The organism is Ralstonia sp. 24A2 (genome assembly GCF_051783885.1).
Classification (GTDB): domain Bacteria; phylum Pseudomonadota; class Gammaproteobacteria; order Burkholderiales; family Burkholderiaceae; genus Ralstonia.
Window position 1 is genome coordinate 1,806,728 of the sequence record NZ_JBPVZD010000002.1, and the last position, 25,935, is coordinate 1,832,662.

A 25,935-nucleotide genomic window follows, 5' to 3' on the forward strand; every position below is an offset into this window, starting at 1 on the left:
ATTCTGGTGGGGCGTGAGTGACTCGAACACTCGACCTACGGATTAAGAGTCCGCTGCTCTACCAACTGAGCTAACGCCCCGCGAAGAAATGAGACTATATCAACCTTTTTCGGATCGCGCTAGTCCTTTGTGCGATTTTTTTATGAAAGGCTCGCGTGCAGGCCTGCGTGACTGCGCAGTGCGTCGATGAATTGCGTTAGGCCGTGCGTCGGATGCTTGTCGCGATGGCGCACGATGAGCAGCGGGCGGGCGATGCGCGGCAGGTCGCTCTGCACTTCTACGAGCCGGCCGTCGCGCAATGCATCAGCCACCACGTGGCGCGACAGGCAACTGATGCCATAGCCCGCCGCCACCGTGCGTTGAATCGCCTCCGAGTGCCCGAGTTCGAGTGCCACATGCAGTGGCCCGACGACTGAGGCGATGCGGCTGTCGATCAACTCCCGCGTGCCGGAGCCCGGTTCGCGCATCAACCAGCCGGCTTCGCGCAGCGCCGCGTATGAGACCGGCCCACGTGCAAGCAGGTGATCCGGCGCAGCGACGATCACCATCTCGTCGTCGATCCACGTTTCGATTTCCAGCGCTTCTCCGCGACACGTTCCTTCGATCAGGCCGATGTCCACCTCGAAGCGCTGTACCGCGTCGACCACGTCCTGTGTGTTGCCGATCAGCACGTCGAGTTGGCTGTCAGGTGCGATCTGCTGCCGGAAGCCCGCGAGCAGGGCGGGCAGCACGTAGTTGCCGATCGTGCTGCTGGCAGCGAGCTTCAGGCGCACGTTGGGTTGCGCGGTAGCGTGCTCCAGGGCGTCGGCATGGTCGAGCAGGGCCTGGGCTTGCGGCAGCAGTTGTCGCCCCAGCGCGTTCAGGTGCAGGCGCCGTGCGTGCCGGTCGAACAGTGGGTGCCCGAGCGTCGATTCCAACTCTGCCAGCGCCGCGCTCACTGCCGATTGCGACAGGCCGAGCTGCTCGCCGGCGGCCGTGGTGGTCTCGCACTGGGCGATGGCCGCAAAGACCGCCCATTGGCGTAGCGTGACGCGAGGGGCTTTGTTATCCATAAAACTGGTCATTCTTAGAAAAATTACCCATTTTACATGTTATCACGTGCCGCATATCGTTATGCGTATAACGAATAAGCAAGGCGGATGTGATGACGATTGCACAGAAACAATTGCCCCCCCAGGGCGTGCTGCCCGGGTTTGATGGTCGGACCCTGCTGAGCGTGGGTGTGTTGTTCGGATGCGCGGGCGTGGCCGTGGTGCTGGGCGGAATGAGCTGGGCGAGCCACCTGGGTTTGAGTGCGCTGACGCTGGCCATCCTGCTCGGCATGGTGATGGGGCATGTGCCGGGGCGCGAGCGTTGGCTGACACCCGGCGCGATTCAGTTTGCACGCCACACGCTGCTGCGTGCCGGGGTGGTTCTTTATGGCGCCCGGCTGACGCTGGCGCAGATCCACGACCTGGGTGCTTCCGGCGTGGCGATTCCGCTGCTGGTGCTGGCGCTGACCATGCTGGCCGGCACCTGGATCGGCACACGCTGGTTCGGCCTTGCTCGCACGCAGGCAGTGCTGGTGGCGGCGGGCAGCGCAGTGTGCGGCGCGGCGGCGGTGCTGGCTGTGGCGCCAGCCGTCAAGGCGCAACCGCGTGAGACGGCCGTGGCAATTGCGAGTGTGGTGCTGTTCGGCACCGTCGGCATCTTCCTGTATCCGTGGCTTTACGCGCTGTTGGCGCATGCCGGCATGGCGGTGGCGCAGGAACACTTCGGTGTCTACATCGGCTCGACGATGCACGAGGTTGCGCAAGTGATTGCTGCTGCGAAGCCGCTGGGCGACGACGCCACCAATGCCGCTGTCGTCAGCAAGATGGTGCGTGTGCTGGCCCTGGCGCCGCTGCTGGTGGTGCTGGCTTGCACGACGCCCGCTGCTGATGACGCTGCCACCTCCACGCAATCTCGTGCGGGTGCGCTGCGTAAGGCAGCCGGTCACGCATGGAAGGCGATGCCGTGGTTTGCTGTCGGCCTGCTCGGCGTGACGCTGTTGAACTCGGCAGGTGCAATTCCGGCCGCATGGCACGCCCCGATCGACGCGATCGACACGGCGATGCTGGCCTGCGCGATGTTCGCCATCGGCACGCAGACGCATGTGCCGATGCTGTTGAAGTCCGGCGTGCGCCCGCTGCTGTGTGCGGCCGTGCTGTGGGTCGGTCTGGTGGTGGGTGGTGCGCTGATCAACGTCGGTGTGCGCTGGCTGATGGGCTGATCTCGACACCCGGCGTCGGGTATGTAGAGACGGCGGATTCTCTTCCATGGCGCGCAGGTCGCATCCGAATCGCGACTTGCGCGCCGCGCCTTTTCATTCGCGAGAGGCGGCCTAGTATGAAGTCCTGTCTGACTGTCGTAGACGAGGGCTTCATCATGCAACCGCATCCTGTGGTTTCAAGAGACGAATGGCTCATCAAGCGTCGCGAACTGCTGGCGCGTGAGAAAGAGGCAATTCACCTGCGCGACGCCATCAACGCTGAGCGCCAGGCATTGCCGTGGGTGAAGGTCGACACGCAGTACGTATTCGATACGCCCGACGGCAAGAAAACGCTGGCGGAACTGTTCGATGGGCGCAGTCAGCTCATCGTCTATCACTTCATGCTCGGTCCGGGCTGGGAGGCGGGTTGCCCCGGGTGCTCGTTTCTTTCCGATCATCTGGGCGGCATGCTGCCGCATCTGAATCATCACGACGTGACGCTGGTTGCCGTGTCGCGCGCATCGATGGCGGAGATTGCGGCTTACAAGCAGCGCATGGGCTGGCATTTCCCGTGGGTCTCGTCGTTCGGCACTACGTTCAATCACGACTACCGCGTGAGCTTCTCGCCCGAAGAGCTGGACAGTGGGGCCGTCGACTACAACTACACGGCCACCCCGAGAGCCGAAGCCCACGACGAGTTGCCCGGCATGAGCGCGTTCTATCAGGATGACGCCGGCAACGTGTTCCACACGTATTCGACCTACGCGCGCGGATTGGAAGACATGGTTGGCACATTGCTGCTGCTTGATCGCGCGCCGCTGGGCCGCAACGAGACCGGTCCCATGTCATGGGTGCGCCGTCACGATGAATACGACGATGCGCCGAAGGCGCACGCATGCCACGCTTCGTGAGGCAGCAGGAGCAAGAAAAAGAAGAGAAGGGGATTGGTGCCCGAGGCCGGGATCGAACCGGCACGCGCCGGTGAGGGCGCAGCGGATTTTAAGTCCGCGGTGTCTACCAATTTCACCACTCGGGCACGACGATCGGTGCAAGACAATACACGACACCGATGCCACAAATGAAATTGGACGGCTGTCCAATATTGACGTCCATTCACCAAAGTAAAAAGCCCTTGCGATTTCTCGCAAGGGCTTAAGTACTTGGCTCCTCGACCTGGGCTCGAACCAGGGACCTACGGATTAACAGTCCGGCGCTCTACCGACTGAGCTATCGAGGAATCGCTGCAACAGCGAAGAAATGAATTCTAGCTAATTTCCGATCTGCCCGTCAACACCTTTTTTGCGTTGACGGTAAAAAAGGTTGGAGATCAGCGTTCGAGGTACTGCTCCTTGTCCTTCACGTCCTTCCAGTCGTCGGCGTCGGGCAGGGGTTGCTTGGTCTTGGTGATGGACGGCCAGCCGATGGTTGAGAGTTCGGCATTGATGGCGATCCACTTCTGTTGATCGGCCGGCACGTCTTCTTCGGCGTAGATGGCGTTGACCGGGCACTCGGCCACGCAGACGGCGCAGTCGATGCACTCGTCCGGATCGATGGTCAGGAAGTTCGGGCCTTCGCGGAAGCAGTCGACGGGGCAGACGTCCACGCAGTCGGTGTACTTGCAGCGGACACAGCTTTCGGTAACGACGTGAGTCATTTCGCTTGGAAGTTAATGCTAGGAATTCGTGGGGCGCGCGGTCATGGCAGGTGCCAAGCCGGCGAACACGCATTGTAACGCAGCCGCCGTGCCCGACGGCTGCGTCATCTGCGCACCGTCAGACAGTTTTGGCATGTGTTTATGCGCTGGCGCAAGGTTTGGGCAGGTGGCTATTGCGCGTGTTCGATCACCATCTGCACGCGTGTGATGCCGTTGAAGGTGTTGTTGTCGAGCCGATAAGCCACGTAAGCCGAGGCGCCAAGGGGCTCTGCGTGGTTGAACCAGATCGCATCGAAATGCTGTTTGCCGCGGCCGAGCTTGAGCTTGAGGTGCTTGTCCTTGAGCACCGCCTGCGACAGCACGTCGAACTCCCCGCAGAAGCTCGGCACCGGAAAGCCCTGGCCCCAGACCTGGGTTTCGAGCAGTTCAACGAACTGCGGCGAGAAGCACTCGGGGTCGGCCTCGCCGTCGGTTTCCAGCACGCGGGAGAGCAGGGCCTCGGTCAGCCATTCGCGGCCAATGGTCTCAAAGCTGGCAACAAATTCGTCGAAGCCGTCTTCGCGCAGCGTGAGGCCAGCCGCCATTGCGTGGCCGCCAAACTTGACGATCAGCCCGGGACTGCGCTTGTGCACGGCGTCCAGCGCATCACGCAGGTGGAACCCGGGAATCGAGCGGCCCGAGCCCTTGATGACGCCATCGTCGCCGGGTGCGAAGGTGAAGACGGGGCGGTGGAACTTGTCCTTGATGCGCGAGGCGACGATGCCGATCACGCCTTGGTGCCACGTTTCGTTGTAGACGGCGATCGTGTGTCGGCCAGCGCCATCCAGGGTGTTCATGCCGTCGAGGATCGTCAGCGCTTCCTGTTGCATGCCGGCTTCGATCTCGCGGCGCTCGCGGTTCATGCCGTCGAGTTCGGCGGCGATGGCCATGGCGCGATCGTAATCGTCGGTGAGCAGGCATTCGATGCCGAGCGACATGTCGGCCAATCGTCCAGCCGCATTCAGGCGAGGGCCGAGGCCGAAGCCGAGGTCGAACGTCGACGCTCGACGCGCCTCACGCCCTGCCACGCGGAAGAGTGCGGCGATGCCCGGGCACATCCGGCCGGCACGCATGCGCTTGAGGCCTTGCGCGACCAGCAGGCGGTTATTGGCGTCGAGCTTGACCACGTCTGCCACAGTGCCCAGCGCCACCAGATCGAGCAACGCATCGAGGCGAGGTTGTTCCCGCGGTGAGAAGACGCCACGGGCACGCAGCTCGGCTCGCAGCGCCAGCAGCACGTAGAACATCACGCCCACGCCCGCCAGGTTCTTGCTCGGGAAACCGCAGCCCGGCTGGTTCGGGTTGACGATCACGCGCGCCTCGGGCAGTTGCGCGCCCGGCATGTGGTGATCTGTCACGACCACGTCGATGCCCAGCGCATTGGCTGCTGCCACGCCGGCCACATCGGCAATGCCGTTGTCGACCGTGACCAGCACGTCCGGCTTCTCGCGCGCGGCCAGCGCTACGATCTCGGGCGACAGGCCGTAGCCGTATTCAAAGCGGTTCGGGACGATGTAGCTCACCTGCGCGCCCAGCATGCGCAACCCGCGCACGCCCACGGCGCAGGCGGTGGCGCCGTCGCAGTCGTAGTCGGCAATGATTAGCAGGCGCTTGCTGGCGGCGATGGCGTCGGCCAGATAGCGCGCCGCGTCGTCGATGCCTTTGAGTTGCGCCGGTGGCAGCAGGTCGGCCAGCTCGGTCGACAGTTCATCGGGTCGAGCAACGCCGCGTGCGGCCAGGATGCGCGCCAGAACAGGGTGGATGCCGTGGCCGGCCAGCGTGTTGGCGGCCTCGGAGGAGTGTGAGCGGACAGCGATACGGGTCATTCAGGCAGCCATGGAAAGCGGGGACAGCGCATCGCGCAAGGTGCGTGCGGGCCGCAAGCGCCGCAGCCAGCCGAACGGCCCGTTGGCCAGTTCGCGGCGGGTGACGCGGTAGTGGGCGTAGTGCGAATCGCCGGTCAGCACGAGTGAGACAGCGTCGATGCGGCCGTCGGCCAGCGCGTCGGCGGCGGGGGTGAACCAGTCGCGGTCGTAGGCGCGCAGGGTTTCGATCCAGTCGTACCAGTCGGCGGAAAGGTAGGGCTTGCCGGCGTCGTTGAGGAGTACGGCGGCGCTTGTGCCGTCAGCCGGCAAGGCGGCCAGCGTTTCGGCGCACAGCTCGGTGGCATTGGCGGCGTGGCACAGCCCAGCGAAGAACGGATCGGCGCCGATCATGCGCTCGGCAATCTGGCGCGTATCAAGCAGGGCACCCTGGCCGAACAGCCAGACCGAGTTGACCGGCAGCAGGCCGCGCGCTTCGCGGGCCTGGTTGACGGGGTGGTCGTACCACGTCATCTGGATTTCGTTCTGGAACTTGCGCCAGGCGCGTTCCTGCTCGCCTTTGTGCATCCAGATGTCGATATTGTGGCCGGTGGCGCGTTGCGGGGCCGCTGCAATCAGCTCGCCAAACGGCGCATCTGAGATATACCAGCGGGCAGCCTGCGGGGCGTCCAAGTGCAAGTTCATGTCGGCCAGCAGTGGGGCGATGGCGGCGCGCAGCGCGTCGGCATCGGCCGCTTCCAGCCGGAGTTGCGCTGGGTCGAGCATCACCAGATGGTCGCGCGCGGCATGAATATGCACCGGTTGCAGGCAGGCCCAGGTGCGCGTGTCGGCGGTGCTGCCGTCGGCCAGGCGCATATACGGGGCGGACGGCAACGGCGCGACCGGCAGCCCGGCGCGCGCTGCCAGCCAGCGTTCGTGCGGCAGTGTGGGCAGGTAGGCGTCGTCGTGGCGCTCGCGTTCCGTCTCACGCGCGCGGGCAAGCAACCTTTCCAGGCCCGGCAAGGTCAATTGACGGTAGGCGTCGTCCGCCACCTCGGCGGCGGGGGCGCAAAACGGGACAATCAGAAAGAGTTCAGGGATCATGGCTCCGAGATTGTAAACTTCCGGCTGCCCGGCGCGTGCGCCGGCGAAGTCACACAGCATCGTCACATCACACGGTCACACCACACGGGGATGCCCCTTTGAAATTTCCATACGAATGGCAGATCGGCTGGCGCTATACGCGCGCGGGCAAGCGTGCCAGCCGCAACAGCTTCATTTCCTTCATCTCGCTCATCTCCATGCTTGGCATTGCGCTGGGCGTGGCGGCGCTGATCATCGTGCTGTCGGTCATGAACGGCTTCCAGAAGGAAGTGCGTGACCGCATGCTGTCCGTGCTCGCGCACATCGAGGTCATGGCGCCGGGCAGCCTGCCCGACTGGCAGCGCACCGCCAACGAGGCGATGCAGAACAAGGAAGTCATTGGCGCGGCGCCGTATGTGGGCGCGCAAGCCATGATTACGCGCGATGACGCCGTGCGTGGCGTGCTGCTGCGCGGCGTGTCGCCGGCCGACGAGCCGAAGGTGTCGGACATCGCCAAGGACTTCAAGTCCGGCACCATCGACGATCTGAAACCCGGCGAATTCGGCATCGCCCTGGGCAACCAGTTGGCTCAGGGCCTGGGCGTGCGCCAGGGGGACAAGGTCACGCTGGTGGCCCCGCAGGGCACCATCACCCCAGCTGGTGTGCTGCCGCGCCTGAAGCAGTTCACCGTGATCGGCACGTTTGAATCGGGGCACTACGAGTTCGACAGCTCGCTCGCGCTCATCAACATGGAAGACGCCGAGCGCCTGTTCCGACTGGATGGCCCGACCGGCGTGCGCCTCAAGTTGACCGATATGGATCGCGCACCCCAGGTGGCCGAGGCGCTCTCACGCACGCTCACCGGCGAGCTGTATATCCGCGATTGGTCGCGCCAGAACCGCAACTGGTTTGCGGCGGTGAAGACCGAGAAGAAGATGATGTTCATCATCCTCACGCTCATCATTGCCGTGGCGGCGTTCAACCTGGTTTCCACGCTGGTGATGACGGTGACGGACAAGCAGGCCGACATCGCCATCCTGCGCACGATGGGCGCGCAGCCGGGCTCCATCATGAAGATCTTCATCGTGCAGGGCGTGGCCATTGGCTTCATGGGGACGCTGCTGGGCGTGGGCCTGGGCACGCTCATCGCCTACAACATCGACGTGATCGTGCCCTTTATCGAACACCTCTTCGGCGTGCAATTCCTGCCGAAGGACATTTACTTCATCAGCGAACTGCCCTCGGACCCCCGCGTGAACGACATTGCGACCATCGGCGTCATTTCCTTCATCCTCGCCTCGGTGGCGACGCTGTATCCGAGCTGGCACGCCTCGCGCGTGAACCCGGCGGAGGCCCTGCGCTATGAGTGAGGCCGTCATGACTTCCATGGATGCGCCGGCCGATGCACGGCTGGGTGCGGTGCTGCAGGCCGAGGGGCTGTCCAAGTCGTTCAAGCAGGGTGGGTTGAATGTCGACGTGCTCAAGGGCGTCGACATCCGCATCGGTGTGGGTGAGAAGGTGGCGATCGTGGGCGCGTCGGGCTCGGGCAAGAGCACGCTGCTGCATGTGCTGGGCGGGCTGGATGAACCCACCTCCGGCCGCGTGTCGCTGCTCGGCAAGCCCTTTACCGCGATGAAAGAGCGCGAGCGCAACACGCTGCGCAACCAGGCGCTGGGTTTTGTCTACCAGTTCCACCACCTGCTGCCGGAGTTCACCGCGCTGGACAACGTGGCGATGCCGCTGCGCATTCGCGGCGTGAACGAGGCGCAGGCACGCCACACCGCGCAGATGACGCTCGAACGCGTGGGGCTAGGCCCGCGCACGGCGCACCGTCCGGGCGAGCTGTCCGGCGGCGAGCGTCAGCGTGTGGCCATCGCGCGCGCGCTGGTCGGCTCACCCGCTTGCGTGCTCGCCGACGAGCCAACCGGCAATCTGGACGACCACACCGCTGGCGACGTTTTCAATCTGATGCTGGAACTGACGCGCACGCTGGGCACCAGCTTCGTCATCGTGACGCATGACATCGAGCTGGCTGGCCGTTGCGATCGCATTCTGCGCTTGCGCGACGGCCACCTGCATATAGAGCGTTGATACCTGCGCGACGCCGCGCGTTAGCGAGCTCGGCTGCCGTAGCGGATGGACTGCAGCCGGCCCTCGACAAAGCGCAGCGTCGTCATGAACTGGCCGGTGCCCGGGTTGTAGGTCCACTCGTCGACATTGTTGCAGGCACCGTTGATGGCGGGCTGCGTGCTGCCGGTGCCTGTGGCGGCGCAGAAGGTATCGCGCATCACGGGCTCGCCGCAGTTCTGCAGGACGTCCGACTTGTTGTCGCCGATGCGGACGATGTAGCCGCTGCCGCAGCGCAGCGTTTCCGCGCTGGCGGGCAGGGCGGTCAGGAGTGCGGCGAGTGCGGTGCAAGTCAGGTAGGCTGTTTTCATCGCATTGTGCGGGCGGAGGCACCCAGTATCAGAAAAGGCGGATTCTAGAACGCCTGTCTTTCCGGTACGTTGCCGTTTTTCGATAGCCCTGAGCCGATCATGTGGATTGACACCCATTGCCATCTCGACGCCCGCGAATTTGACGCAGACCGTGACACGGTCGTGGCACAGGCGCATGCGGCGGGCGTGAGCCACATCGTCGTGCCAGCCGTGGCGCGCTGGAACTTCGACACGGTGCGCACGTTGGCGCACCGGCATGCGGGCTGCAGCTACGCGCTTGGCATTCACCCGATGTGTGCTGCCCAGGCCAGCGACGACGATCTGGCCGAACTGCGACGCCAAGTCGCAGCGTCGATGGACGATCCGCGCTTTGTTGCGATTGGCGAGATCGGGCTCGATTTCTTCATCCCCGATCCGAACGTCGAGCGGCAGACCGCCGTCTACCAGGCGCAACTGCGCATTGCACGCGAGTTTGATTTGCCGGTGCTGATGCACGTGCGCAAGTCGCAAGACCAGGTGCGTAGTGCAGCCGCCAAGGCAGGCGTACGTGGCATCGCGCATGCGTTCAACGGCAGTCCTGATCAAGCCCGCGCCTATGTCGATTCTGGCTTCAAGCTAGGGTTCGGCGGCGTGTTCACCTTTTCGCGTGCCAACCGTGTCCGTCGGCTTGCCGCCGAGATGCCGATTGAAGCGATCGTGCTGGAGACCGACGCTCCGGACCTCGCCCCGGCGTGGCTTGCTGATGATCAGTTCAGCGAGCAGGTCGGCGCACGCAATGCGCCCGCCGAGGTGGCAGGCATTGCCGCCGCCATGGCGGAGCTGCGTGGTATCTCCGTCGATGCGCTGGCCGCCCAGGCGCGCCGGAATAGCATCGAGGCCATTCCTCGTCTGGCAGCGCTGTTGACACCCTGACGCCTGCCCATGCGGTTGGGGTTGGTTGGGTTCGTCGCCGGGTGCGTGGCGCTGCAGATGCAGGCCGTGCTCATGCCTGCGTGGCAAGCGGTTGTGGTGCTGGCGCTGTGTTTGCTGCTCGCCTTTGTGGCGCGTCGCAAACCGATTCTGCTTTCTGTCCTGCTGGTCACCAGTGCTTTCGTTGCTGGCTTTGGCTGGAGCGACTGGCGCGCGCAACAGCGATTGTCCGTCGTGCTCAGCCCCGTATGGGAAGGTAAGGACATCATCGCGACAGGCGTGGTGGCCGAACTTCCGCAAGTGACCGAAGACGCCACGCGCTTTCTCTTCCAGATCGAATCCAGCGATGCTGGCGACGCCGTACCTTCTCGTGTACGCCTTTCTTGGTACGGCACACACAACTGGGGCGGGATGGGTGAGGAGGGCGTCGAGCCTGATCGTCGCGCCGGCATCCCCGACCTGCAGCCCGGCCAACGTTGGCAACTGACGCTGCGCCTCAAACGCCCGCATAGCCTGTCCAACCCCGGCGGCTTTGATGGTGAATACGCGATGCTCGCCGATGACATCCGCGCCACCGGCTACGTGCGCACCGGCAAGCGCGCACAGAACATCGCGCTGGGCGAGGCCGAGGCAGGCTTGGGGATCAGCGTAGAGCGTTGGCGCGCTGCCGTGCGGCGCCACATCCTGGCTGCATTGCCCGACGCGCGGTATGCGCCCGTCATCGTCGCACTCGTGGTGGGCGATCAGAGCGGCATCGCCCGTGAGGATTGGGAGTTGTTTCGCCGCACTGGCATCAGCCACCTCGTCAGCATCTCCGGTTTGCACATCACGATGATTGCCGGGTTGTTTGCCGCGTTCTGGATGGCGTTATGGCGCCGCTCGTTCGGGCTGGCGCGCTGCTTGCGCACGCCGTTGCCACTGCGTATGCCGACGCCGCGAGCAGGAGCCATTGCAGCCATGCTGGCGGCCTTCGGCTACTGCCTGCTCGCGGGGATGGGGGTTCCCGCGCAACGCACGCTGCTGATGTTGTCGACTGTCGCGATTGCGCGGCTGACCGATCGCAACGTGCCGGCAAGCCTGTCGCTGTGCTGGGCAGCGGCCGTGGTGGCAGTGGTCGATCCTTGGGCCGTTATGTCGGCCGGGTTCTGGCTGTCGTTTGGCGCGGTGGCGATCATCTTTCTGGCGGCGCAGATGGTGCTCGATGGGCGGCGCAATCGCGAGGCGGAAGGATGGTGGGCGCGTTACCAACGCGGGTTTGCCAGTTCGACGCGCATTCAATTTGCCGTCACGTTTGGGTTGCTGCCGATGACGTTGCTGCTGTTCCAGCAGACATCGGTGGTCTCGGCAGCGGCCAATGGATTGGCGATTCCGGTGGTGAGCTTCTTGACGACACCGCTGGCGCTGGCCGGCGCAGCGTTGCCTGATCCGTTGGCCCAGCCAGTGTTGACACTGTCCGAGGTGAGCTTTCGCTGGTTGGTAGTGTGGCTTGAGTGGTTGGCGCGGCCAACCTGGTCGGTTTGGGTTGCGCCAGCCGCCCCCGCGTGGGCATTGCTGCTGGCGACGGGCGGTGTAGCCCTGCTGCTGGTGCCGGGTGCGCATCGTGCCTGGGCATGGCGCGCGCAGGGCGCATTGCTGCTCGTGCCGATGGTGCTGGCACGTGTTCCGGTGCCGTTGCCGGGCGAGTTTCGGGTCGTCGCGTTCGACATTGGTCAGGGTGCCGCCACGCTCGTTGAAACGGCCAACCATCGCCTCCTGTTCGACACCGGTCCGCGCTACGGCGACCATGCCGATGCGGCCGCCCGCGTCATCACACCCTATCTGCGCGGGCACGGCATCGAAGCCCTGGATGCGCTGGTCGTCAGCCACGAAGACAGTGACCACGCCGGTGGCACCAAAACGGTGATCGACGCGGTGCCGATACGCACCATGTTGGCGTCTCTGCCAGACGGACATGCGCTATACGAGACGGCCGCCGCGCACGATATCGGTCTGACAAGCTGCTTGGCTGGGCAAGCATGGACCTGGGATGGCGTGACCTTCGAGATGCTCCACCCGGTGCAGCCGCCCACCGACGGTGCGCGCGTGTCGAGCAACGCCCGCAGTTGCGTGCTGCGCATCGGCAATGGGCGCCACGCCGCGCTATTGACCGGCGATATCGAAACCGCGCAGGAAGCGGCACTCGTTGCCCGAGAGGCGCCGGAGCGGCTGATGGCAGACATCTTGCTAGTACCCCATCACGGCAGCAAGACAAGCTCCAGCGGTGCGTTTTTGGACGCAGTGTCACCGCAGGTGGCGGTTTTCCAGGTCGGCTACCGCAACCGGTACGGACATCCGCACCGCCAAGTGTGGCAGCGCTATGTGGCGCGCGACATCGAGCGGCTGCGGACCGACCAGACCGGCGCCGTCGTCATCGAGACGCGCGGCGATGCGCTGGAGGTGCAGACGGCACGGTCGATGCGGCCGCGCTACTGGTCCTCCGCGCTGGAAGTGGAAGCCCTGGCGACAGCCGCAGCCGAGATTGATGCGCTGCCGTAAAACTTGGTTGCATCGCGGGTTGGCCCCATTGTGGCGCCTAAAACCGCTGTGCTATAAAAACCACATGTCGCGCACCCGTGCGACATGGCAGTCCGTCAGGGGAGAACAGCATGGCAGTCCGGTTCTACGATGAAATGCTCAACTGGCATGGCGAACGCAGCCCGCATGCCGCCGAACCGGCCCCGGCAGCCCTCGTCCAGCAGGGCGAGGTGCGCAGCCACTATGGACGCTTCGCCGAATGGCTGGGCACGCAGTCCGCCACCACGCTGCAGAACAAGCGTGCCGAGGCCGATCTCATCTTCCGCCGCGTCGGTATCACCTTCGCGGTGTATGGCGACAAGGACGAATCGAACAGCGGCACCGAGCGCACGATTCCGTTCGACATCATTCCGCGCATCTTCCCGGCCAGTGAATGGGCCACGCTTGAGCGCGGCCTGCGCCAGCGTGTGGATGCGCTCAACCGCTTCCTGCATGACATCTACCACGAGCAGAACATCCTGCGCGCCGGTGTCATCCCGCCCGACCAGATCTACAACAACGCGCAATACCGCCCCGACATGCTCGGCGTGAACGTGCCGCGCGACATCTACGCGCACGTGGCCGGCATCGACATCGTGCGTGCCGGCGAGGGCGAGTTCTACGTGCTGGAAGACAACCTGCGCGTACCGTCGGGTGTGTCGTACATGCTGGAAAACCGCAAGATGATGATGCGGTTGTTCCCCGAACTGTTCGCACGCAATCGTGTGGCGCCGGTCGCGCATTACCCAGACTTGCTGCTCGACATGCTGCGCAGTGTGTCGCCGCAGAACATTGCGGACCCGACCGTGGTGGTGCTCACGCCGGGCATGTACAACTCGGCGTACTTTGAGCACGCGTTCCTTGCGCAGCAGATGGGTGTGGAGTTGGTGGAAGGGCACGACCTGTTCGTGCAGGACGACCACCTCTACATGCGCACCACACAGGGCCCGCAGCGCATCGACGTCATCTACCGCCGTGTCGATGATGACTTCCTCGATCCGCTGGTCTTCCGCCCGGATTCGTCGCTCGGTGCAGCGGGGCTGCTGTCGGTCTATCGCGCGGGCAACGTCACCATCTGCAATGCCATCGGTACCGGCGTGGCGGACGACAAGTCGATCTACCCGTACGTGCCCGACATGATCCGCTTCTACCTGGGCGAGGAGCCGATCCTGAACAACGTGCCGACCTACATGTGCCGCCGGCCTGACGACCTGCAGTACGTGCTCGACCACATGGGCGAACTGGTGGTCAAGGAGACGCACGGTGCAGGCGGCTACGGCATGCTGGTCGGCCCTGCGGCCACCAAGGATGAGATTGCCGCGTTCCGCGAAGTCGTGAAGGCGCGCCCCGATCAGTACATCGCCCAGCCGACACTGGCGCTGTCGACCTGCCCGACCTACGTGGAAGCTGGCATCGCGCCGCGCCATATTGACCTGCGGCCCTTTGTGCTGTCTGGCAAGGACGTGCGCATGGTGCCGGGCGGCCTGACGCGCGTGGCGTTGCGCGCGGGCTCGCTGGTGGTCAACTCGTCGCAGGGGGGCGGGACGAAGGATACGTGGGTGCTGGAGCGCTGAAGCTTAGCCATCGCAGTCGATCAAACGCATATCGAATACGTAGAAGGGAACGCCATGCTCAGCCGCACCGCAGACCACCTTTTCTGGATGGCGCGCTACACCGAACGCGCCGAGAACACCGCTCGCATGCTCGACGTGAACTATCAGACCTCGCTGATGCCGCAATCGGCGGAAGTGGCGGAGCAGGGCTGGTGGGCGATGCTCGATATTTCCGAACTCACGCGGGTTTTTGCCGACCGCTATGGCTTGCTTTCGCGCGACGACGTGATCGACTTCATGGTCCGCGACATGACCAACCCGTCGTCGATCATGAGTTGCTTGCGCGGCGCGCGTGAGAACGCCCGGGCCGTGCGCGGCTCCCTCACAACTGAGGTGTGGGAGACCATCAACACTACCTGGCTGGACGTGCAGCGTCTGATGGCCGAGGGCATGCTGCGCGATGATCCGTCGCAGTTCTTCGAGTGGGTCAAGTTCCGCTCGCACTTGTCGCGCGGCGTGCAGGTCGGCACCATGCTCACGGACGACGCCTTCCATTTCATGCGTCTGGGCACCTTCCTGGAGCGCGCCGACAACACTGCACGGCTGCTCGACGTGAAATTCCAGTCCACCCCCACGCGCGATGAAGCCGCCGCAGAACAGGGCGATTTCTATCACTGGGCGGCCACGCTGCGTTCGGTATCCGGCTTCGAGGTCTACCGCAAGATCTATCGCAACGTCATCACGCCGACGCGCGTGGCCGAGCTGCTGATCCTGCGCAGCGATATGCCGCGCTCGCTGCTGGCCAGCATGGACGAAGTCGTGGCGATTCTGTCCACCGTACGTAACAGCCAGTCCGCGGAGACGGAGCGACGCGCTGGTAAACTGCACGCCGACCTGCGGTATGCCCGCATCGAAGACATTTTTGCGGTCGGCCTGCACCCGTGGCTGACCAGTTTCCTGGAGCGCATTGGCGATCTGGGCAACGGCATCAGCCAGGACTTCCTGGTGCCGCTCGATGCAGTGTGACGCGCGGGGCATTTTGTATACATCAGGGCGTTACCTTCGGGCAGCGCCCGCGCCATCGTGAAATACCAAATTCGACATACGACGGTCTACCGTTATGCCGAGCCGCTGCGCCACAGCGTGCACGAGCTGCGATTGACCCCCCGCAGCGGGCAGCTGCAACAGGTGGACAACTGGCAGATCCACGCCCCCGGCAACCTGACGCGCGCCACCGACGGCTTCGGCAACGTGGTGCATCACTTCACCCTGGGCAACCGTACGGGCGACGTCACCATCGAAGCCCGTGGCATCGTCGAGGCCTTCCCGTCCGCAGCGCCGGGCAGCCGCAGCTTTACCGATGCTCCCGGGGAGGGGCGCTACCGTGTGTCGCCGCTGTACTTCCTGAGCACCACGCCGCTGACTTCCGCGCCGCCCGAGATGATCGATTTCGCACGCGAACATGCGCTGGTGCGTGGCGATGCTGATTCGGCGCTGAGCCTCGCCCGCGCCATTGCGCAGCGTGTGCGCTACAAGCCCAATACCACCGATGTCGGGACGACCGCGGCCGAGGCCTTTAACCTGAGCGCTGGCGTCTGCCAGGATCAGGCGCAGGTGATGGTGGCGTGCTGCCGCGCGCTGGGCGTGCCGGCCCGCTATGTCAGTGGCTATTTCCACGCCGCTGGCGAGGAAGACCTCGCCAGCCACGCCTGGGTCGACGTCTGCCAAGATGCCGAATCGCATACTTGGTGCAGTATCGACGTCACGCACCAGTGCTTTACCGACGGGCGCCATATCCGCCTAGCGGTCGGCCGCGACTACCAATCCGCCGCGCCGATCCGCGGTATCCGCCAGGGTGGTGGGGCAGAGACGCTGGACGTCAGCATCTCGATCGAGCCCTTGCCTGCTGAGGCCGCCTGAGTGAACTGAACACCGCTTCCAAGCGTGCCGATGCATTGCGGTCGACACGCTAGAATGCTTGCAACCCACCGATTTCGTTTGTCGCTGCCCCCATGACTTATTGCGTTGCCATGCGCCTGGACGCTGGCCTGGTCTTCCTGTCGGATTCCCGCACCAACGCGGGTGTCGATGCCATCTCCACGTTCCGCAAGATGACCGTCTTCGAGCGCGAAGGCGATCGCGTCATGGTGCTGCTGACGGCCGGCAACCTTGCCATTAGCCAGGCAGTGCGGCAGGTGCTGACCGAGGCGCGCGACAAGCCGCGCTCACTGTGGACGGCGCGTGACATGTTCGAAGCGGCCACCATCGTCGGCGAAGCCGTGCGCGAGGTGTACGACCGGGATGCTGCGGCGCTGGCCAAGGCCAAGATCGACTTCAACGTCAGCATCATCTTCGGCGGACAGATCGGCGCCGAGCGTCCGCGCCTGTTCAACGTCTATGCCGCCGGCAACTTCATCGAGGCGACGCCCGAGAACTGCTATTTCCAGATCGGCGAGGCCAAATACGGCAAGCCCATCATCGACCGTGTGGTTTCCCCCGGGCTGCCATTGGATGAGGCCGCAAAATGCGCGCTGATCTCGATGGATTCGACGCTGAAGTCGAATATTTCGGTGGGGCTGCCGCTGGATTTGCTGGTCTACGAGACCAATTCGCTGCGCGTGACGCGCTTCGTGGCGATTGACGAAGAGAACCCATATTTCGCGATGATCCGCGGCACGTGGGGCAAGCGCCTACGCCAAGTGTTTGCCGAGATTGACGACCCGGACTGGGAGACGGATACCAGTCCGACACATCCCCTGCGCCGCGAGGGGCATCCTTCGATCAAAGTGGAGCCCGTACGCATTGCCCCGCCTGTGGCGGATGCTCCGGCCACGCCGGAACGCGCGCCTGGCCCCGTGTTCGAGCAGGTGTCGACGCTCCAACGCGTGGCGGGTGGTGGTTCGAAGGACTCGCACTGAGTGTTGGCACGGAGGCGGGTTCGATGCGTGATGTGATTCTCTTTTCGCATGCCAACGGCTTTCCCATTGGCACCTACCGCAAGATGCTCGGCGTGCTGGGTGACGAATTCGACATCCGCGCGGTTGAACGCTTCGGGCATGACCCCCGTTTCCCTGTCACGCGGTCGTGGCCGGGGCTGGTGAAGGAGTTGCTGACGGAAATTGACGCGCAGCCCGAGCCGGTCTGGCTGGTTGGTCACTCGCTGGGCGGCTTCCTGAGCTTGATGGCGGCGCTGCGCCGGCCTGAGCGCGTGCGCGGCGTGTTGATGCTCGATTCGCCCATCATTGCCGGCTGGCGCGCCAAGCTGCTGCGCGTGGCGCAATGGCTGGATATCGACGAGAGCCAGTCGCCAGCAGCGGCCACCAAGAACCGCCGCAATTTATGGCCGGATCTCGATTCCGTCTGGAGTCACTTCAAGGCCAAGCGCAAGTTCGACCGCTGGGACGAAGACGTGCTGCGCGACTACGTGGAGCACGGCACCGAGCCCACCGGCCGCGATCGCGAGCGCACGCTGCGCTTTTCGCGTGAGATCGAATACCAGATCTACCGCACGCTGCCGACCAATATGGGCCGCAAGGTTGCCGCCGGCACGCCGTTCCCGGTCAGCTTCGTGGCCGGTACCCGATCACGCGAGATTCGTCAGGTCGGCTTGGGCGCAACCCGGCGCATTGTCGGCAGCAAGCTGCGCTGGATCGAGGGCAGCCATCTGTATCCGATGGAAAAGCCGCTGGAAACGGCCGAGTTGATCCGCCAGTTGATCAACGAAATGCGCGCCAATGCAGGCGCCATGCGGCACGCTGCATAAGCAAGACCGCGCTGGGGCAAATTCCACCGTTCTGTCACGGATCGAACAGGGCACCTTTGCTATAATCCGGCTTTCCCCGGCAAGCTAGGTCATGACCAAGTTCGTATTCGTTACCGGTGGCGTAGTGTCCTCACTCGGCAAGGGCATCGCCGCCGCCTCGCTCGCGGCCATTCTTGAGTCGCGCGGCCTCAAAGTCACCCTCCTCAAACTCGATCCCTACATCAACGTCGACCCGGGCACCATGAGCCCGCTTCAGCACGGCGAGGTGTTTGTGACCGAAGACGGCGCAGAAACCGACCTCGATCTTGGCCACTACGAGCGTTTCGTCTCAGCCAAGATGCGCAAGTCGAACAACTTCACCACCGGCCAGGTCTATGAATCCGTGATCCGCAAGGAGCGTCGCGGTGAATACCTCGGCAAGACGGTGCAAGTCATTCCGCACATCACCAACGAAATCCAGGCATTCATCGAGCGCGGCGCCGCAGCCTCGCACGATGGCAAGGCCGACGTGGCGATCGTGGAAATCGGCGGTACGGTGGGCGATATCGAATCGCTGCCGTTCCTGGAAGCCGCGCGTCAGATGAGCCTGCGCCTGGGCCGCAACCAGGCAGCGTTCATTCACCTGACGCTGGTGCCGTTCATTGCCAGCGCCGGTGAACTGAAGACCAAGCCGACGCAGCACTCGGTGCAGAAGCTGCGTGAAATCGGCGTGCAGCCGACCGCGCTGCTGTGCCGCGCCGACCGTCCGATCCCCGATGATGAGCGCGCGAAGATTTCGCTGTTCGCCAACATGCCGCAGGACGCGGTCATCTCGGTGTGGGATGTCGACACCATCTACAAGATCCCGCAGATGCTCAACGAGCAGGGGCTGGATCGCATCATCTGCGAAGAGTTGCGCATTGATGCGCCGCCGGCGGACCTCTCGGTGTGGGCGCACATGGTGCACACGCTGGAGAACCCGCAGCACGAGATCACCATCGGCATGGTCGGCAAGTATGTCGACCTGACCGAGTCGTACAAGTCGCTGATCGAGGCGCTGCGCCACGCCGGCCTGCACACCTCGACGCGCGTCAACATCGAGTACATCGATTCCGAAGAGCTGGAGTCGGGTCATACGCAGGTGCTGGATTCGCTGGACGCGGTCCTGGTGCCGGGCGGCTTCGGCAAGCGCGGTACGGAAGGCAAGATCCGCGCGATCCAGTACGCCCGTGAGAAGGGCGTGCCGTACCTGGGCATCTGCCTGGGGATGCAGCTGGCCGTGATCGAATTTGCTCGCCACCTGGCCGGCATGACCGACGCCAACAGCACGGAATTCAACGACGAAACCCAGCACCCGGTGGTGGCCCTCATCACCGAATGGCTGGATCGCGACGGCGCGGTGGAAAAGCGCTCGGCCGATTCGGACATGGGCGGCACGATGCGCCTGGGCTCGCAGCGCGTACCGGTGCAATCGGGCACCAAGGCAGCGACGATCTACGGCGCGGAAGTCAACGAGCGCCATCGTCATCGCTACGAGGTGAACAACCACTATGTACCGCAGCTGGAAAAGGCCGGGATGATCATCTCGGCGCGTACGCCGTCGGAAAACCTGCCGGAAATGATGGAGCTGCCGAGCTCGATGCACCCGTGGTTCGTCGGTGTGCAGTTCCACCCGGAATTTACCTCGACGCCGCGCGATGGCCATCCGCTGTTCAAGGCCTATGTGGAAGCCGCGTTGGCGCATCACCAGCAGACCACCGCAGTTGTCCAAAAAAGCGCTGTCGCTTAAGCGCTGACACACGGGAACATCATGAAACTCTGCGATTTCGAAGTCGGCCTCGACAAACCGTTCTTCCTGATTGCCGGCACCTGCGTGATCGAATCCGAGCAGATGGCGATCGACACCGCCGGCACGCTCAAGGAAATCACGGGTGCGCTGGGCATTCCGTTCATCTACAAGTCGTCGTTCGACAAAGCGAACCGGTCGTCGGACGCCTCGTTCCGTGGCCTGGGTATGGAAGAGGGGTTGCGCATCCTGGCGGAAGTCCGCAAGCAGGTGGGCGTGCCGGTGCTGACCGACATCCACGAGATCGACGAGATCAAGCCGGTGGCCAGCGTCGTGGACGTGCTGCAGACGCCGGCGTTCCTGTGCCGTCAGACTGATTTCATCCGCGCCTGCGCGCAGAGCGGCAAGCCCGTGAACATCAAGAAGGGCCAGTTCCTCGCGCCGCACGACATGAAGAACGTCATCGACAAGGCGCGTCACGCCGCCCGAGATGCCGGCCTGCCGGAAGACAACTTCATGGCCTGCGAACGCGGTGCCTCGTTCGGCTACAACAACCTCGTGTCGGACATGCGCTCGCTGGCGATCATGCGCGAGACGGGTGCCCCGGTGGTGTTCGACGCCACGCATTCGGTGCAATTGCCGGGTGGCCAGGGCACCAGCTCGGGCGGTCAGCGCGAGTTCGTGCCGGTGCTGGCGCGTGCTGCCATCGCCACGGGCGTGTCGGGCGTGTTCATGGAAACGCATCCCGATCCCGCATGCGCAAAATCAGACGGCCCGAATGCCGTGCCGCTGCGCCGCATGAAAGACTTGCTGTCAGTACTGAAAGAACTGGATGCGCTCACCAAGCGCAGCGGTTTCCTGGAAAATCAGTTCGACTGATTGACTGATCCCACCTCGACCGGCGGCAGCGTATGCTGCCGTCGTCGTTTGTTGCTGCTTCCGGAGAGAGACACATGGCCGCTGGCTACATCCTCGCGTACGTGGACGTGACGGACCCCGTGCAATACGAGCAATACAAGGTGTTATCGACCAAAGCCTTTCAGGCCCACGGCGCCGAGCCGCTGGTGCGTGGCGGCAAGGCTGAATCGTTGGAGGGCGAGTGGAACCCCACCCGCGTCGTCGTGCTGAAGTTCCCCAGCTACGATGCCGCCAAGGCGTTCTATGACAGCGAGGAATACCTGGCTGCCCGCAATGCGCGCGCCAAGGCTGCCCACATGAACATGATCGTGGTCGAAGGCGTCTGACGGGCGCTTTCGACTTCGTAGCGTTACCTGCTTTAAGACATCAAGAGGGATTACATGAGTGCCATCGTAGATATCATCGGTCGCGAAGTGCTGGACTCGCGCGGCAACCCCACCGTCGAATGCGACGTGCTGCTGGAATCGGGCGTGATGGGCCGCGCCGCGGTGCCGTCGGGCGCCTCCACCGGCTCGCGCGAAGCCATCGAACTGCGTGACGGCGACAAGTCGCGCTACCTGGGCAAGGGCGTGCTCAAGGCCGTCGAGCACATCAACACCGAAATCTCCGAGGCCATCATGGGCCTGGACGCATCGGAACAGGCCTTCCTGGACCGTACCCTGATCGACCTGGACGGCACCGAGAACAAGAGCCGCCTGGGCGCCAACGCCATGCTGGCCGTGTCGATGGCCGTGGCCAAGGCTGCTGCCGAAGAAGCCGGCCTGCCGCTGTACCGCTACTTCGGTGGTTCGGGCGCAATGCAGATGCCGGTGCCGATGATGAACATCGTCAACGGTGGCGCGCACGCCAACAACAGCCTGGACATCCAGGAATTCATGGTGATGCCGGTCGGCCAGTCGAGCTTCCGTGAAGCCCTGCGCTGCGGCGCCGAGATCTTCCACGCGCTGAAGAAGATTCTGGCTGACAAGGGCATGAGCACGGCCGTGGGCGACGAAGGCGGTTTCGCACCGAACTTCGCCAGCAACGAAGAGTGCCTGAACACCATTCTGTCGGCCATCGAGCAGGCTGGCTACAAGGCCGGTGAAGACGTGCTGCTGGCGCTGGATTGCGCCGCGTCCGAGTTCTACAAGGACGGCAAGTACCACCTGGAAGGCGAAGGCCTGCAACTGTCGTCGGAAGACTTCGCCAACTACCTGGCGAACCTGGCCGACAAGTTCCCGATCGTGTCGATCGAAGACGGCATGCACGAGAGCGACTGGGCAGGCTGGAAGGCCCTGACCGAGAAGCTCGGCAAGAAGGTCCAACTGGTGGGTGACGATCTGTTCGTTACCAACACCAAGATCCTGAAGGAAGGCATCGAGAAGGGCATCGCCAACTCGATCCTCATCAAGATCAACCAGATCGGCACGCTGACCGAGACCTTCGCCGCCATCGAGATGGCCAAGCGCGCCGGCTACACCGCCGTGATCTCGCACCGCTCGGGCGAAACCGAAGACAGCACGATCGCCGACATCGCCGTTGGCACGAACGCTGGCCAGATCAAGACGGGCTCGCTGTCGCGCTCGGACCGCATGGCAAAGTACAACCAGCTGCTGCGTATCGAAGAAGACCTCGGTGATATCGCCAGCTACCCGGGCAAGTCGGCGTTCTATAACCTGCGATAATCCTTCGCAGTTTCGCCTCGGATGACCGTGCGACCGCCGCTGTGGCGGTCGCGTGGTATTTGGGGGTTGTACCGCCAACGCCTACTGTATGCGCCTGATTACGCTGTTCCTGTTGCTGTTGTTGCTTGCCATCCAATACCCGCTCTGGCTGGGTAAGGGCGGTTGGCTGCGCGTCTGGGATATGCAGAAGCAGGTGACTGCGCAGAATCAGCACAACACGGATCTCAAGCAGCGCAATGTCAAGCTCGAAGGGGAAGTGAAGGACCTGAGGGATGGCACGGGTGCCATCGAAGAGCGCGCGCGTTATGAGCTGGGGATGGTCAAGGACGACGAAGTCTTCGTGCAGTTCGTGGCGCCGGCGCCGAAGACCAGCGACACACTTCCGCCCCCGCCGCCTCCGGCCGGGCAACAAAAACGGCACTGAGCGTGCCTAGCGAACGCGCCTTTCCGGCTGCACTCGCTTACCAAGCAATTCCCAGATTTACCAGTAGTACGGATAGCCCCAGACGGGCGTGCCGTAGCTGACACCCCAGCCACCATGGTGGCGCCATCCACTGCCGTAGTAGACCGAGTAGCCACCGTAGTAGGGATAGGGGGCATAGTAGGGTGCGGCCGCATAGGCACGTGCCTGCGCGTCGCGCTTGATCGCCTGGTCGGATTCGCGCAGTGCCTTAGCGTTCAAGTCATCCAGCTTTTTGCGATCTTCTGCCGACAGCGTGGCGGCAGGTGCAGGCGGCTGCATGTCCGCAGGCAGGCGCGCCGTGTAAGGCGTACCGCCGGGGCCGCGCGGTACGGCAACGCATGCCGATGCCAGCACGGCTGCCACGACGGGTAGCAGCAGCGCGCCAGCGCGAGGCAGATTCAACGACCGGGTAATGGGCTCAGACATGATGCGCTCCGCGGCAGGCGGCAGATGATGAAACTGGCGACTTAGAGCGTGGGCGGCCCAAGTAAGTGCCGCGCGCCACGCTTCTTCATATTATGTCGCCGCGCTCAATGGCGCTGGTCGGGTGCGCTTTGGACGGCTTGTGCGACGGTTTCCTGCACGAAGAGTTGCGCACAATCCACGGCGTCGAAGCTGTAGTGCTGGCCGCAGAACTCGCAGTCGATTTCCACCTTGCCGCGCTCTTCCAGAATGCCGTCGATTTCGGGCTGACCGAGCGTGCGCAGCATGGCGCCTACACGCAGGCGCGAGCACGAGCAGCGGAAGTGCGGTGCCAATGGCTCGAACATGCGGATGCCGGCGGCCTCCATCTCTTCCCAGTACAGGCGCTTGATGAGTGTGTCGACCGGCTGTTCGAGCAGTTCTTCGCGGCGCAGCGTCTTGCCGAGCTGGCAGACACGTTCCCACGTGTCGAGATCCTGCTCCTGCACGTCCTTGTGCAGCGGCTGGCCGGTCTCGCCTACTTGCGCTGGCTCACGATCGGGGCGGCCCTCCATGGTGCCGCCATACGAGGGCAGGCGCTGCAGCAGCATGCCCGAGGCGACCTTGTTGTCGGCAGCCAGCCAGAGGCGCGTGTCGAGCTGCTCAGAGGCCTGCATGTATTGCTCAAGCACCTCGGTCATGCTGGTCAGCGGCCCAGTTTCGTCCGACAGCGGCACGATGCCTTGGTAGGGCTGCTGGCCCGGCAGCTTGTCGTGCGGATCGAGTGTGATTGCGAAGCGGCCGCGGCCATGCACGTTGACCATCGAGGCCAGTGTGGCGTCGTCGGCAATCTCGGCGCCTTCGGCGATCTTGGCGGTCGCGCGCATCGACATATCGGAGTTGCACTCCACCACAAGCATGCGCACCGGGCCGTCGCCGTGCAGCTGCATGACCAGTGCGCCGTTGAACTTCAGGTTGGCTGACAGCAGTGCAGCGGCCGCCATCATCTCGCCCAGCAGCGTTTGCACCGGGGCAGGGTAGCGGCGGCGGCGCAGGATCTCTTGCCAGGTGCCTTCCAGGCGCACCAGTTCACCGCGCACGGGCGCGGCGTCAAATACGAATTTCTTCAGCTCGTCAGTCATCCATCGATCCGTTTCAGTTGCTGCTTGTACATCGCCTGGCGCACCGCATACGTTTCGGTGTTCAGGTGCATCTTGGCGATGTCGTCTTCCGTCAGTTTGCGCACGGCCTTGGCGGGCGCGCCCAGGATGAGCGTGCCGTCTTCGAAGACCTTGCCTTCGGTGACGATCGCACCCGCGCCCACCAGGCAGTTCTTGCCGATCACCGCGCGATTGAGCACCACCGCCTGGATGCCGATCAGCGAGCCTTCGCCGATCGTGCAGCCGTGCAGCATGGCCTGGTGGCCGATCGTCACGCGGTCGCCGATGTTTAGCGGGCAGCCTGGGTCGGTGTGCAGCACCGAACCTTCCTGCACGTTGCTGGCCTCGCCCACAGTGATCGGTTCGTTGTCGCCGCGGATGACGGCGCCGGGCCATACGCTGGCGCGTGCCTTGAGCTCCACGCGGCCGATCACGGTCGCTTCGGGGGCCACGTAGGCGTTTTCGTCAATGGTCGGGGCAACGTCGCCGAGTTGGTAGAGGGCCATGCGATCGGTCTCCAGAATCTGTCTAGATGGGGAAATTGCGCGCGTCTTCAAGCCTGCCGGCGGGGCGGGCCCGACACGTCGAATTAAAATGGCGGAAAGCCCGAATTGTACGCTGATGAACGTTTCTCAGTCCCCCGCCCAGTTGCCCTCAGACAGCTTGCGCCACGCCGCTCTGGCGGCCTTGTGCCTCACCCATCCTGCCAGCAAAGTTGACGCGACCTTGCGCCTGGGCGAACGCGCACAGAACGCTGACGCCCCAGCCTGGGGCGCCGATGAGGCGATCGCCGCGCCGGCCACGGGTATCCCTGGCCGGCCCGATACGCCGAGTCTCGTGCCGCCCTCCGAGGTACCGCGCCGCCGTGCCATTGATACGCAACATGGCCGCGCCGTGCTGCTGCATGCACTCGCCCATATCGAATTCAACGCCATCAACCTCGCGCTCGATGCCGTATGGCGCTTTGGCGGCATGCCGGTCGCCTTTTATCAGGACTGGATGCGCGTGGCGGCAGAGGAGGCGACGCATTTCTCGTTGCTGTCGGCGCATCTGGCCACGCTGGATTGCCGCTATGGCGATCACCCCGCCCACGATGGCCTGTGGCAGATGACCGAAAAGACCGCCGCTGATCCGCTCGCCCGCATGGCGCTGGTGCCGCGCACGCTGGAGGCGCGCGGGCTCGATGCGTCACCGCCCATTCGAGCCAAGCTGGCGCAGGCGGGTGACATGGCGGCCGCCGGCATCCTCGATATCATCCTGCGCGATGAGATCGGCCACGTGGCAGTGGGCAACCGCTGGTACCGCTGGCTGTGCGAGCGCGCGGGGCTCGACCCTCTGTCTACCTACCGCAAGCTGGCCGAGCAATACGGCGCGCCGCGCCTGCGCGGGCCGTTCAATCTCGAAGCGCGTCGCCAGGCCGGTTTTGACGACGACGAGATCGCTGCGCTGGAAGCCTCGTTCTAAGCGGCACGCGGTCGGGCAGTCGTCGCTATAATCACCAGAAAAGAACGATCGTTCGATTATTCGGTGATGGAAACC

Annotated in this window: 25 protein-coding genes and 3 tRNA genes; 17 read left to right on the plus strand and 11 right to left on the minus strand. The window is 64.0% G+C overall.

The window, feature by feature from the left end:
• Positions 1–4 precede the first annotated feature (4 nt).
• Positions 5–80: transfer RNA gene (locus tag ACS13N_RS13395), tRNA-Lys, on the minus strand.
• Positions 81–140: 60 nt separating this feature from the next.
• Entirely contained in the window at positions 141–1,052 is a 912-nt protein-coding gene (locus ACS13N_RS13400; RefSeq protein ID WP_438932089.1) for a LysR family transcriptional regulator, read from the minus strand.
• A 92-nt stretch (positions 1,053–1,144) separates the two neighbouring features.
• On the opposite strand from ACS13N_RS13400, the gene ACS13N_RS13405 reads away from it, so the two are divergent.
• Positions 1,145–2,251 (plus strand): YeiH family protein, encoded by a 1,107-nt coding sequence (locus tag ACS13N_RS13405; RefSeq protein WP_438932090.1) that lies wholly within the window; start codon positions 1,145–1,147, stop codon positions 2,249–2,251.
• A 155-nt stretch (positions 2,252–2,406) separates the two neighbouring features.
• Positions 2,407–3,141 carry a DUF899 domain-containing protein gene (locus ACS13N_RS13410; protein ID WP_438932091.1) on the plus strand — a complete coding sequence of 245 codons (735 nt, stop codon included), beginning with the start codon at positions 2,407–2,409 and terminating at the stop codon, positions 3,139–3,141.
• 34 nt (positions 3,142–3,175) lie between these two features.
• Here the strand turns inward: ACS13N_RS13410 and ACS13N_RS13415 are convergent.
• The 5 genes from ACS13N_RS13415 to ACS13N_RS13435 form a co-directional block, all read right to left on the minus strand.
• Positions 3,176–3,266: transfer RNA gene (locus ACS13N_RS13415), tRNA-Leu, on the minus strand.
• Between the two features lie 125 nt (positions 3,267–3,391).
• A tRNA-Asn gene (locus tag ACS13N_RS13420) sits at positions 3,392–3,467 on the minus strand.
• Between the two features lie 90 nt (positions 3,468–3,557).
• Positions 3,558–3,884 carry a ferredoxin FdxA gene (fdxA, locus tag ACS13N_RS13425; RefSeq protein ID WP_021194063.1) on the minus strand — a complete coding sequence of 109 codons (327 nt, stop codon included), beginning with the start codon at positions 3,882–3,884 and terminating at the stop codon, positions 3,558–3,560.
• Positions 3,885–4,054: 170 nt separating this feature from the next.
• Complete coding sequence (gene recJ / locus ACS13N_RS13430) at positions 4,055–5,749, minus strand: single-stranded-DNA-specific exonuclease RecJ (RefSeq protein ID WP_438932092.1); 1,695 nt, start codon at positions 5,747–5,749, stop codon at positions 4,055–4,057.
• Positions 5,750–6,829, minus strand: coding sequence for a hypothetical protein (locus tag ACS13N_RS13435; protein WP_438932093.1), 1,080 nt, complete (start codon positions 6,827–6,829; stop codon positions 5,750–5,752). It lies immediately after the preceding gene.
• Positions 6,830–6,927: 98 nt separating this feature from the next.
• On the opposite strand from ACS13N_RS13435, the gene ACS13N_RS13440 reads away from it, so the two are divergent.
• Entirely contained in the window at positions 6,928–8,178 is a 1,251-nt protein-coding gene (locus ACS13N_RS13440) for a lipoprotein-releasing ABC transporter permease subunit (RefSeq protein WP_438932094.1), read from the plus strand.
• Entirely contained in the window at positions 8,171–8,899 is a 729-nt protein-coding gene (lolD, locus tag ACS13N_RS13445; RefSeq protein ID WP_438932095.1) for a lipoprotein-releasing ABC transporter ATP-binding protein LolD, read from the plus strand. Before ACS13N_RS13440 ends, lolD begins: the two co-directional genes overlap by 8 nt.
• 20 nt (positions 8,900–8,919) lie before the next feature.
• On the opposite strand, the gene ACS13N_RS13450 is transcribed toward lolD, so the two are convergent.
• On the minus strand, positions 8,920–9,246 hold the full coding sequence (locus ACS13N_RS13450; protein WP_438932096.1) for a DUF2845 domain-containing protein: 327 nt from the start codon (positions 9,244–9,246) through the stop codon (positions 8,920–8,922).
• Between the two features lie 99 nt (positions 9,247–9,345).
• Here ACS13N_RS13450 and ACS13N_RS13455 point away from each other — a divergent pair, with 99 nt between their 5' ends.
• The 12 genes from ACS13N_RS13455 (at position 9,346) to ftsB (ending at position 22,795) form a co-directional block, all read left to right on the plus strand.
• Positions 9,346–10,158 (plus strand): TatD family hydrolase, encoded by an 813-nt coding sequence (locus tag ACS13N_RS13455; protein WP_438932097.1) that lies wholly within the window; start codon positions 9,346–9,348, stop codon positions 10,156–10,158.
• 9 nt (positions 10,159–10,167) lie between these two features.
• Positions 10,168–12,690 (plus strand): DNA internalization-related competence protein ComEC/Rec2, encoded by a 2,523-nt coding sequence (locus ACS13N_RS13460; RefSeq protein ID WP_438932098.1) that lies wholly within the window; start codon positions 10,168–10,170, stop codon positions 12,688–12,690.
• 110 nt (positions 12,691–12,800) lie between these two features.
• The gene (locus ACS13N_RS13465; RefSeq protein WP_438932099.1) at positions 12,801–14,282 is read left to right on the plus strand and encodes a circularly permuted type 2 ATP-grasp protein; all 1,482 of its coding nucleotides are present in this window, start codon (positions 12,801–12,803) and stop codon (positions 14,280–14,282) included.
• A gap of 54 nt (positions 14,283–14,336) precedes the next feature.
• A complete protein-coding gene (locus tag ACS13N_RS13470; RefSeq protein ID WP_438932100.1) occupies positions 14,337–15,287 on the plus strand; it encodes an alpha-E domain-containing protein in 951 nt (316 codons plus the stop codon).
• Between the two features lie 57 nt (positions 15,288–15,344).
• On the plus strand, positions 15,345–16,181 hold the full coding sequence (locus tag ACS13N_RS13475) for a transglutaminase family protein (RefSeq protein WP_438932101.1): 837 nt from the start codon (positions 15,345–15,347) through the stop codon (positions 16,179–16,181).
• Positions 16,182–16,273: 92 nt separating this feature from the next.
• The gene (locus ACS13N_RS13480) at positions 16,274–17,179 is read left to right on the plus strand and encodes a peptidase (protein ID WP_438932102.1); all 906 of its coding nucleotides are present in this window, start codon (positions 16,274–16,276) and stop codon (positions 17,177–17,179) included.
• Positions 17,180–17,202: 23 nt separating this feature from the next.
• Complete coding sequence (locus ACS13N_RS13485) at positions 17,203–18,024, plus strand: alpha/beta fold hydrolase (protein WP_438932103.1); 822 nt, start codon at positions 17,203–17,205, stop codon at positions 18,022–18,024.
• 91 nt (positions 18,025–18,115) lie between these two features.
• On the plus strand, positions 18,116–19,792 hold the full coding sequence (locus tag ACS13N_RS13490) for a CTP synthase (protein WP_438932104.1): 1,677 nt from the start codon (positions 18,116–18,118) through the stop codon (positions 19,790–19,792).
• A gap of 21 nt (positions 19,793–19,813) precedes the next feature.
• On the plus strand, positions 19,814–20,668 hold the full coding sequence (kdsA, locus tag ACS13N_RS13495) for a 3-deoxy-8-phosphooctulonate synthase (protein WP_438932105.1): 855 nt from the start codon (positions 19,814–19,816) through the stop codon (positions 20,666–20,668).
• Positions 20,669–20,742: 74 nt separating this feature from the next.
• Positions 20,743–21,033, plus strand: coding sequence for a DUF1330 domain-containing protein (locus tag ACS13N_RS13500; RefSeq protein WP_438932106.1), 291 nt, complete (start codon positions 20,743–20,745; stop codon positions 21,031–21,033).
• A gap of 54 nt (positions 21,034–21,087) precedes the next feature.
• Positions 21,088–22,371, plus strand: coding sequence for a phosphopyruvate hydratase (gene eno / locus ACS13N_RS13505; RefSeq protein ID WP_009238483.1), 1,284 nt, complete (start codon positions 21,088–21,090; stop codon positions 22,369–22,371).
• Positions 22,372–22,459: 88 nt separating this feature from the next.
• Positions 22,460–22,795: a cell division protein FtsB gene (gene ftsB / locus ACS13N_RS13510; protein WP_438932107.1), complete on the plus strand. Its 336-nt coding sequence runs from the start codon at positions 22,460–22,462 to the stop codon at positions 22,793–22,795.
• Between the two features lie 57 nt (positions 22,796–22,852).
• Here the strand turns inward: ftsB and ACS13N_RS13515 are convergent, their stop codons facing one another.
• From ACS13N_RS13515 to ACS13N_RS13525, 3 genes are all read right to left on the minus strand, one after another.
• Positions 22,853–23,260, minus strand: a complete 408-nt coding sequence (locus ACS13N_RS13515; RefSeq protein WP_438932108.1) for a hypothetical protein — start codon at positions 23,258–23,260, stop codon at positions 22,853–22,855.
• A gap of 104 nt (positions 23,261–23,364) precedes the next feature.
• Complete coding sequence (locus tag ACS13N_RS13520) at positions 23,365–24,378, minus strand: Hsp33 family molecular chaperone HslO (RefSeq protein WP_438932109.1); 1,014 nt, start codon at positions 24,376–24,378, stop codon at positions 23,365–23,367.
• Positions 24,375–24,902, minus strand: a complete 528-nt coding sequence (locus ACS13N_RS13525; RefSeq protein WP_021194083.1) for a gamma carbonic anhydrase family protein — start codon at positions 24,900–24,902, stop codon at positions 24,375–24,377. Before ACS13N_RS13525 ends, ACS13N_RS13520 begins: the two co-directional genes overlap by 4 nt.
• Positions 24,903–24,990: 88 nt before the next feature.
• Here ACS13N_RS13525 and ACS13N_RS13530 point away from each other — a divergent pair, with 88 nt between their 5' ends.
• Positions 24,991–25,860: a ferritin-like domain-containing protein gene (locus ACS13N_RS13530; protein ID WP_438932110.1), complete on the plus strand. Its 870-nt coding sequence runs from the start codon at positions 24,991–24,993 to the stop codon at positions 25,858–25,860.
• Positions 25,861–25,935: the final 75 nt, after the last annotated feature.

Bases quoted from the DNA above. Each gene is read 5' to 3' on its own strand.
- ACS13N_RS13400 (WP_438932089.1), bottom strand. From the start codon at position 1,052: ATGGATAACAAAGCCCCTCGCGTCACGCTACGCCAATGGGCGGTCTTT.
- ACS13N_RS13405 (WP_438932090.1), top strand. From the start codon at position 1,145: ATGACGATTGCACAGAAACAATTGCCCCCCCAGGGCGTGCTGCCCGGG.
- ACS13N_RS13410 (WP_438932091.1), top strand. From the start codon at position 2,407: ATGCAACCGCATCCTGTGGTTTCAAGAGACGAATGGCTCATCAAGCGT.
- fdxA (WP_021194063.1), bottom strand. From the start codon at position 3,884: ATGACTCACGTCGTTACCGAAAGCTGTGTCCGCTGCAAGTACACCGAC.
- recJ (WP_438932092.1), bottom strand. From the start codon at position 5,749: ATGACCCGTATCGCTGTCCGCTCACACTCCTCCGAGGCCGCCAACACG.
- ACS13N_RS13435 (WP_438932093.1), bottom strand. From the start codon at position 6,829: ATGATCCCTGAACTCTTTCTGATTGTCCCGTTTTGCGCCCCCGCCGCC.
- lolD (WP_438932095.1), top strand. From the start codon at position 8,171: ATGAGTGAGGCCGTCATGACTTCCATGGATGCGCCGGCCGATGCACGG.
- ACS13N_RS13450 (WP_438932096.1), bottom strand. From the start codon at position 9,246: ATGAAAACAGCCTACCTGACTTGCACCGCACTCGCCGCACTCCTGACC.
- ACS13N_RS13455 (WP_438932097.1), top strand. From the start codon at position 9,346: ATGTGGATTGACACCCATTGCCATCTCGACGCCCGCGAATTTGACGCA.
- ACS13N_RS13460 (WP_438932098.1), top strand. From the start codon at position 10,168: ATGCGGTTGGGGTTGGTTGGGTTCGTCGCCGGGTGCGTGGCGCTGCAG.
- ACS13N_RS13465 (WP_438932099.1), top strand. From the start codon at position 12,801: ATGGCAGTCCGGTTCTACGATGAAATGCTCAACTGGCATGGCGAACGC.
- ACS13N_RS13470 (WP_438932100.1), top strand. From the start codon at position 14,337: ATGCTCAGCCGCACCGCAGACCACCTTTTCTGGATGGCGCGCTACACC.
- ACS13N_RS13480 (WP_438932102.1), top strand. From the start codon at position 16,274: ATGACTTATTGCGTTGCCATGCGCCTGGACGCTGGCCTGGTCTTCCTG.
- ACS13N_RS13485 (WP_438932103.1), top strand. From the start codon at position 17,203: ATGCGTGATGTGATTCTCTTTTCGCATGCCAACGGCTTTCCCATTGGC.
- ACS13N_RS13490 (WP_438932104.1), top strand. From the start codon at position 18,116: ATGACCAAGTTCGTATTCGTTACCGGTGGCGTAGTGTCCTCACTCGGC.
- kdsA (WP_438932105.1), top strand. From the start codon at position 19,814: ATGAAACTCTGCGATTTCGAAGTCGGCCTCGACAAACCGTTCTTCCTG.
- ACS13N_RS13500 (WP_438932106.1), top strand. From the start codon at position 20,743: ATGGCCGCTGGCTACATCCTCGCGTACGTGGACGTGACGGACCCCGTG.
- eno (WP_009238483.1), top strand. From the start codon at position 21,088: ATGAGTGCCATCGTAGATATCATCGGTCGCGAAGTGCTGGACTCGCGC.
- ftsB (WP_438932107.1), top strand. From the start codon at position 22,460: ATGCGCCTGATTACGCTGTTCCTGTTGCTGTTGTTGCTTGCCATCCAA.
- ACS13N_RS13515 (WP_438932108.1), bottom strand. From the start codon at position 23,260: ATGTCTGAGCCCATTACCCGGTCGTTGAATCTGCCTCGCGCTGGCGCG.
- ACS13N_RS13520 (WP_438932109.1), bottom strand. From the start codon at position 24,378: ATGACTGACGAGCTGAAGAAATTCGTATTTGACGCCGCGCCCGTGCGC.
- ACS13N_RS13525 (WP_021194083.1), bottom strand. From the start codon at position 24,902: ATGGCCCTCTACCAACTCGGCGACGTTGCCCCGACCATTGACGAAAAC.
- ACS13N_RS13530 (WP_438932110.1), top strand. From the start codon at position 24,991: ATGGCGGAAAGCCCGAATTGTACGCTGATGAACGTTTCTCAGTCCCCC.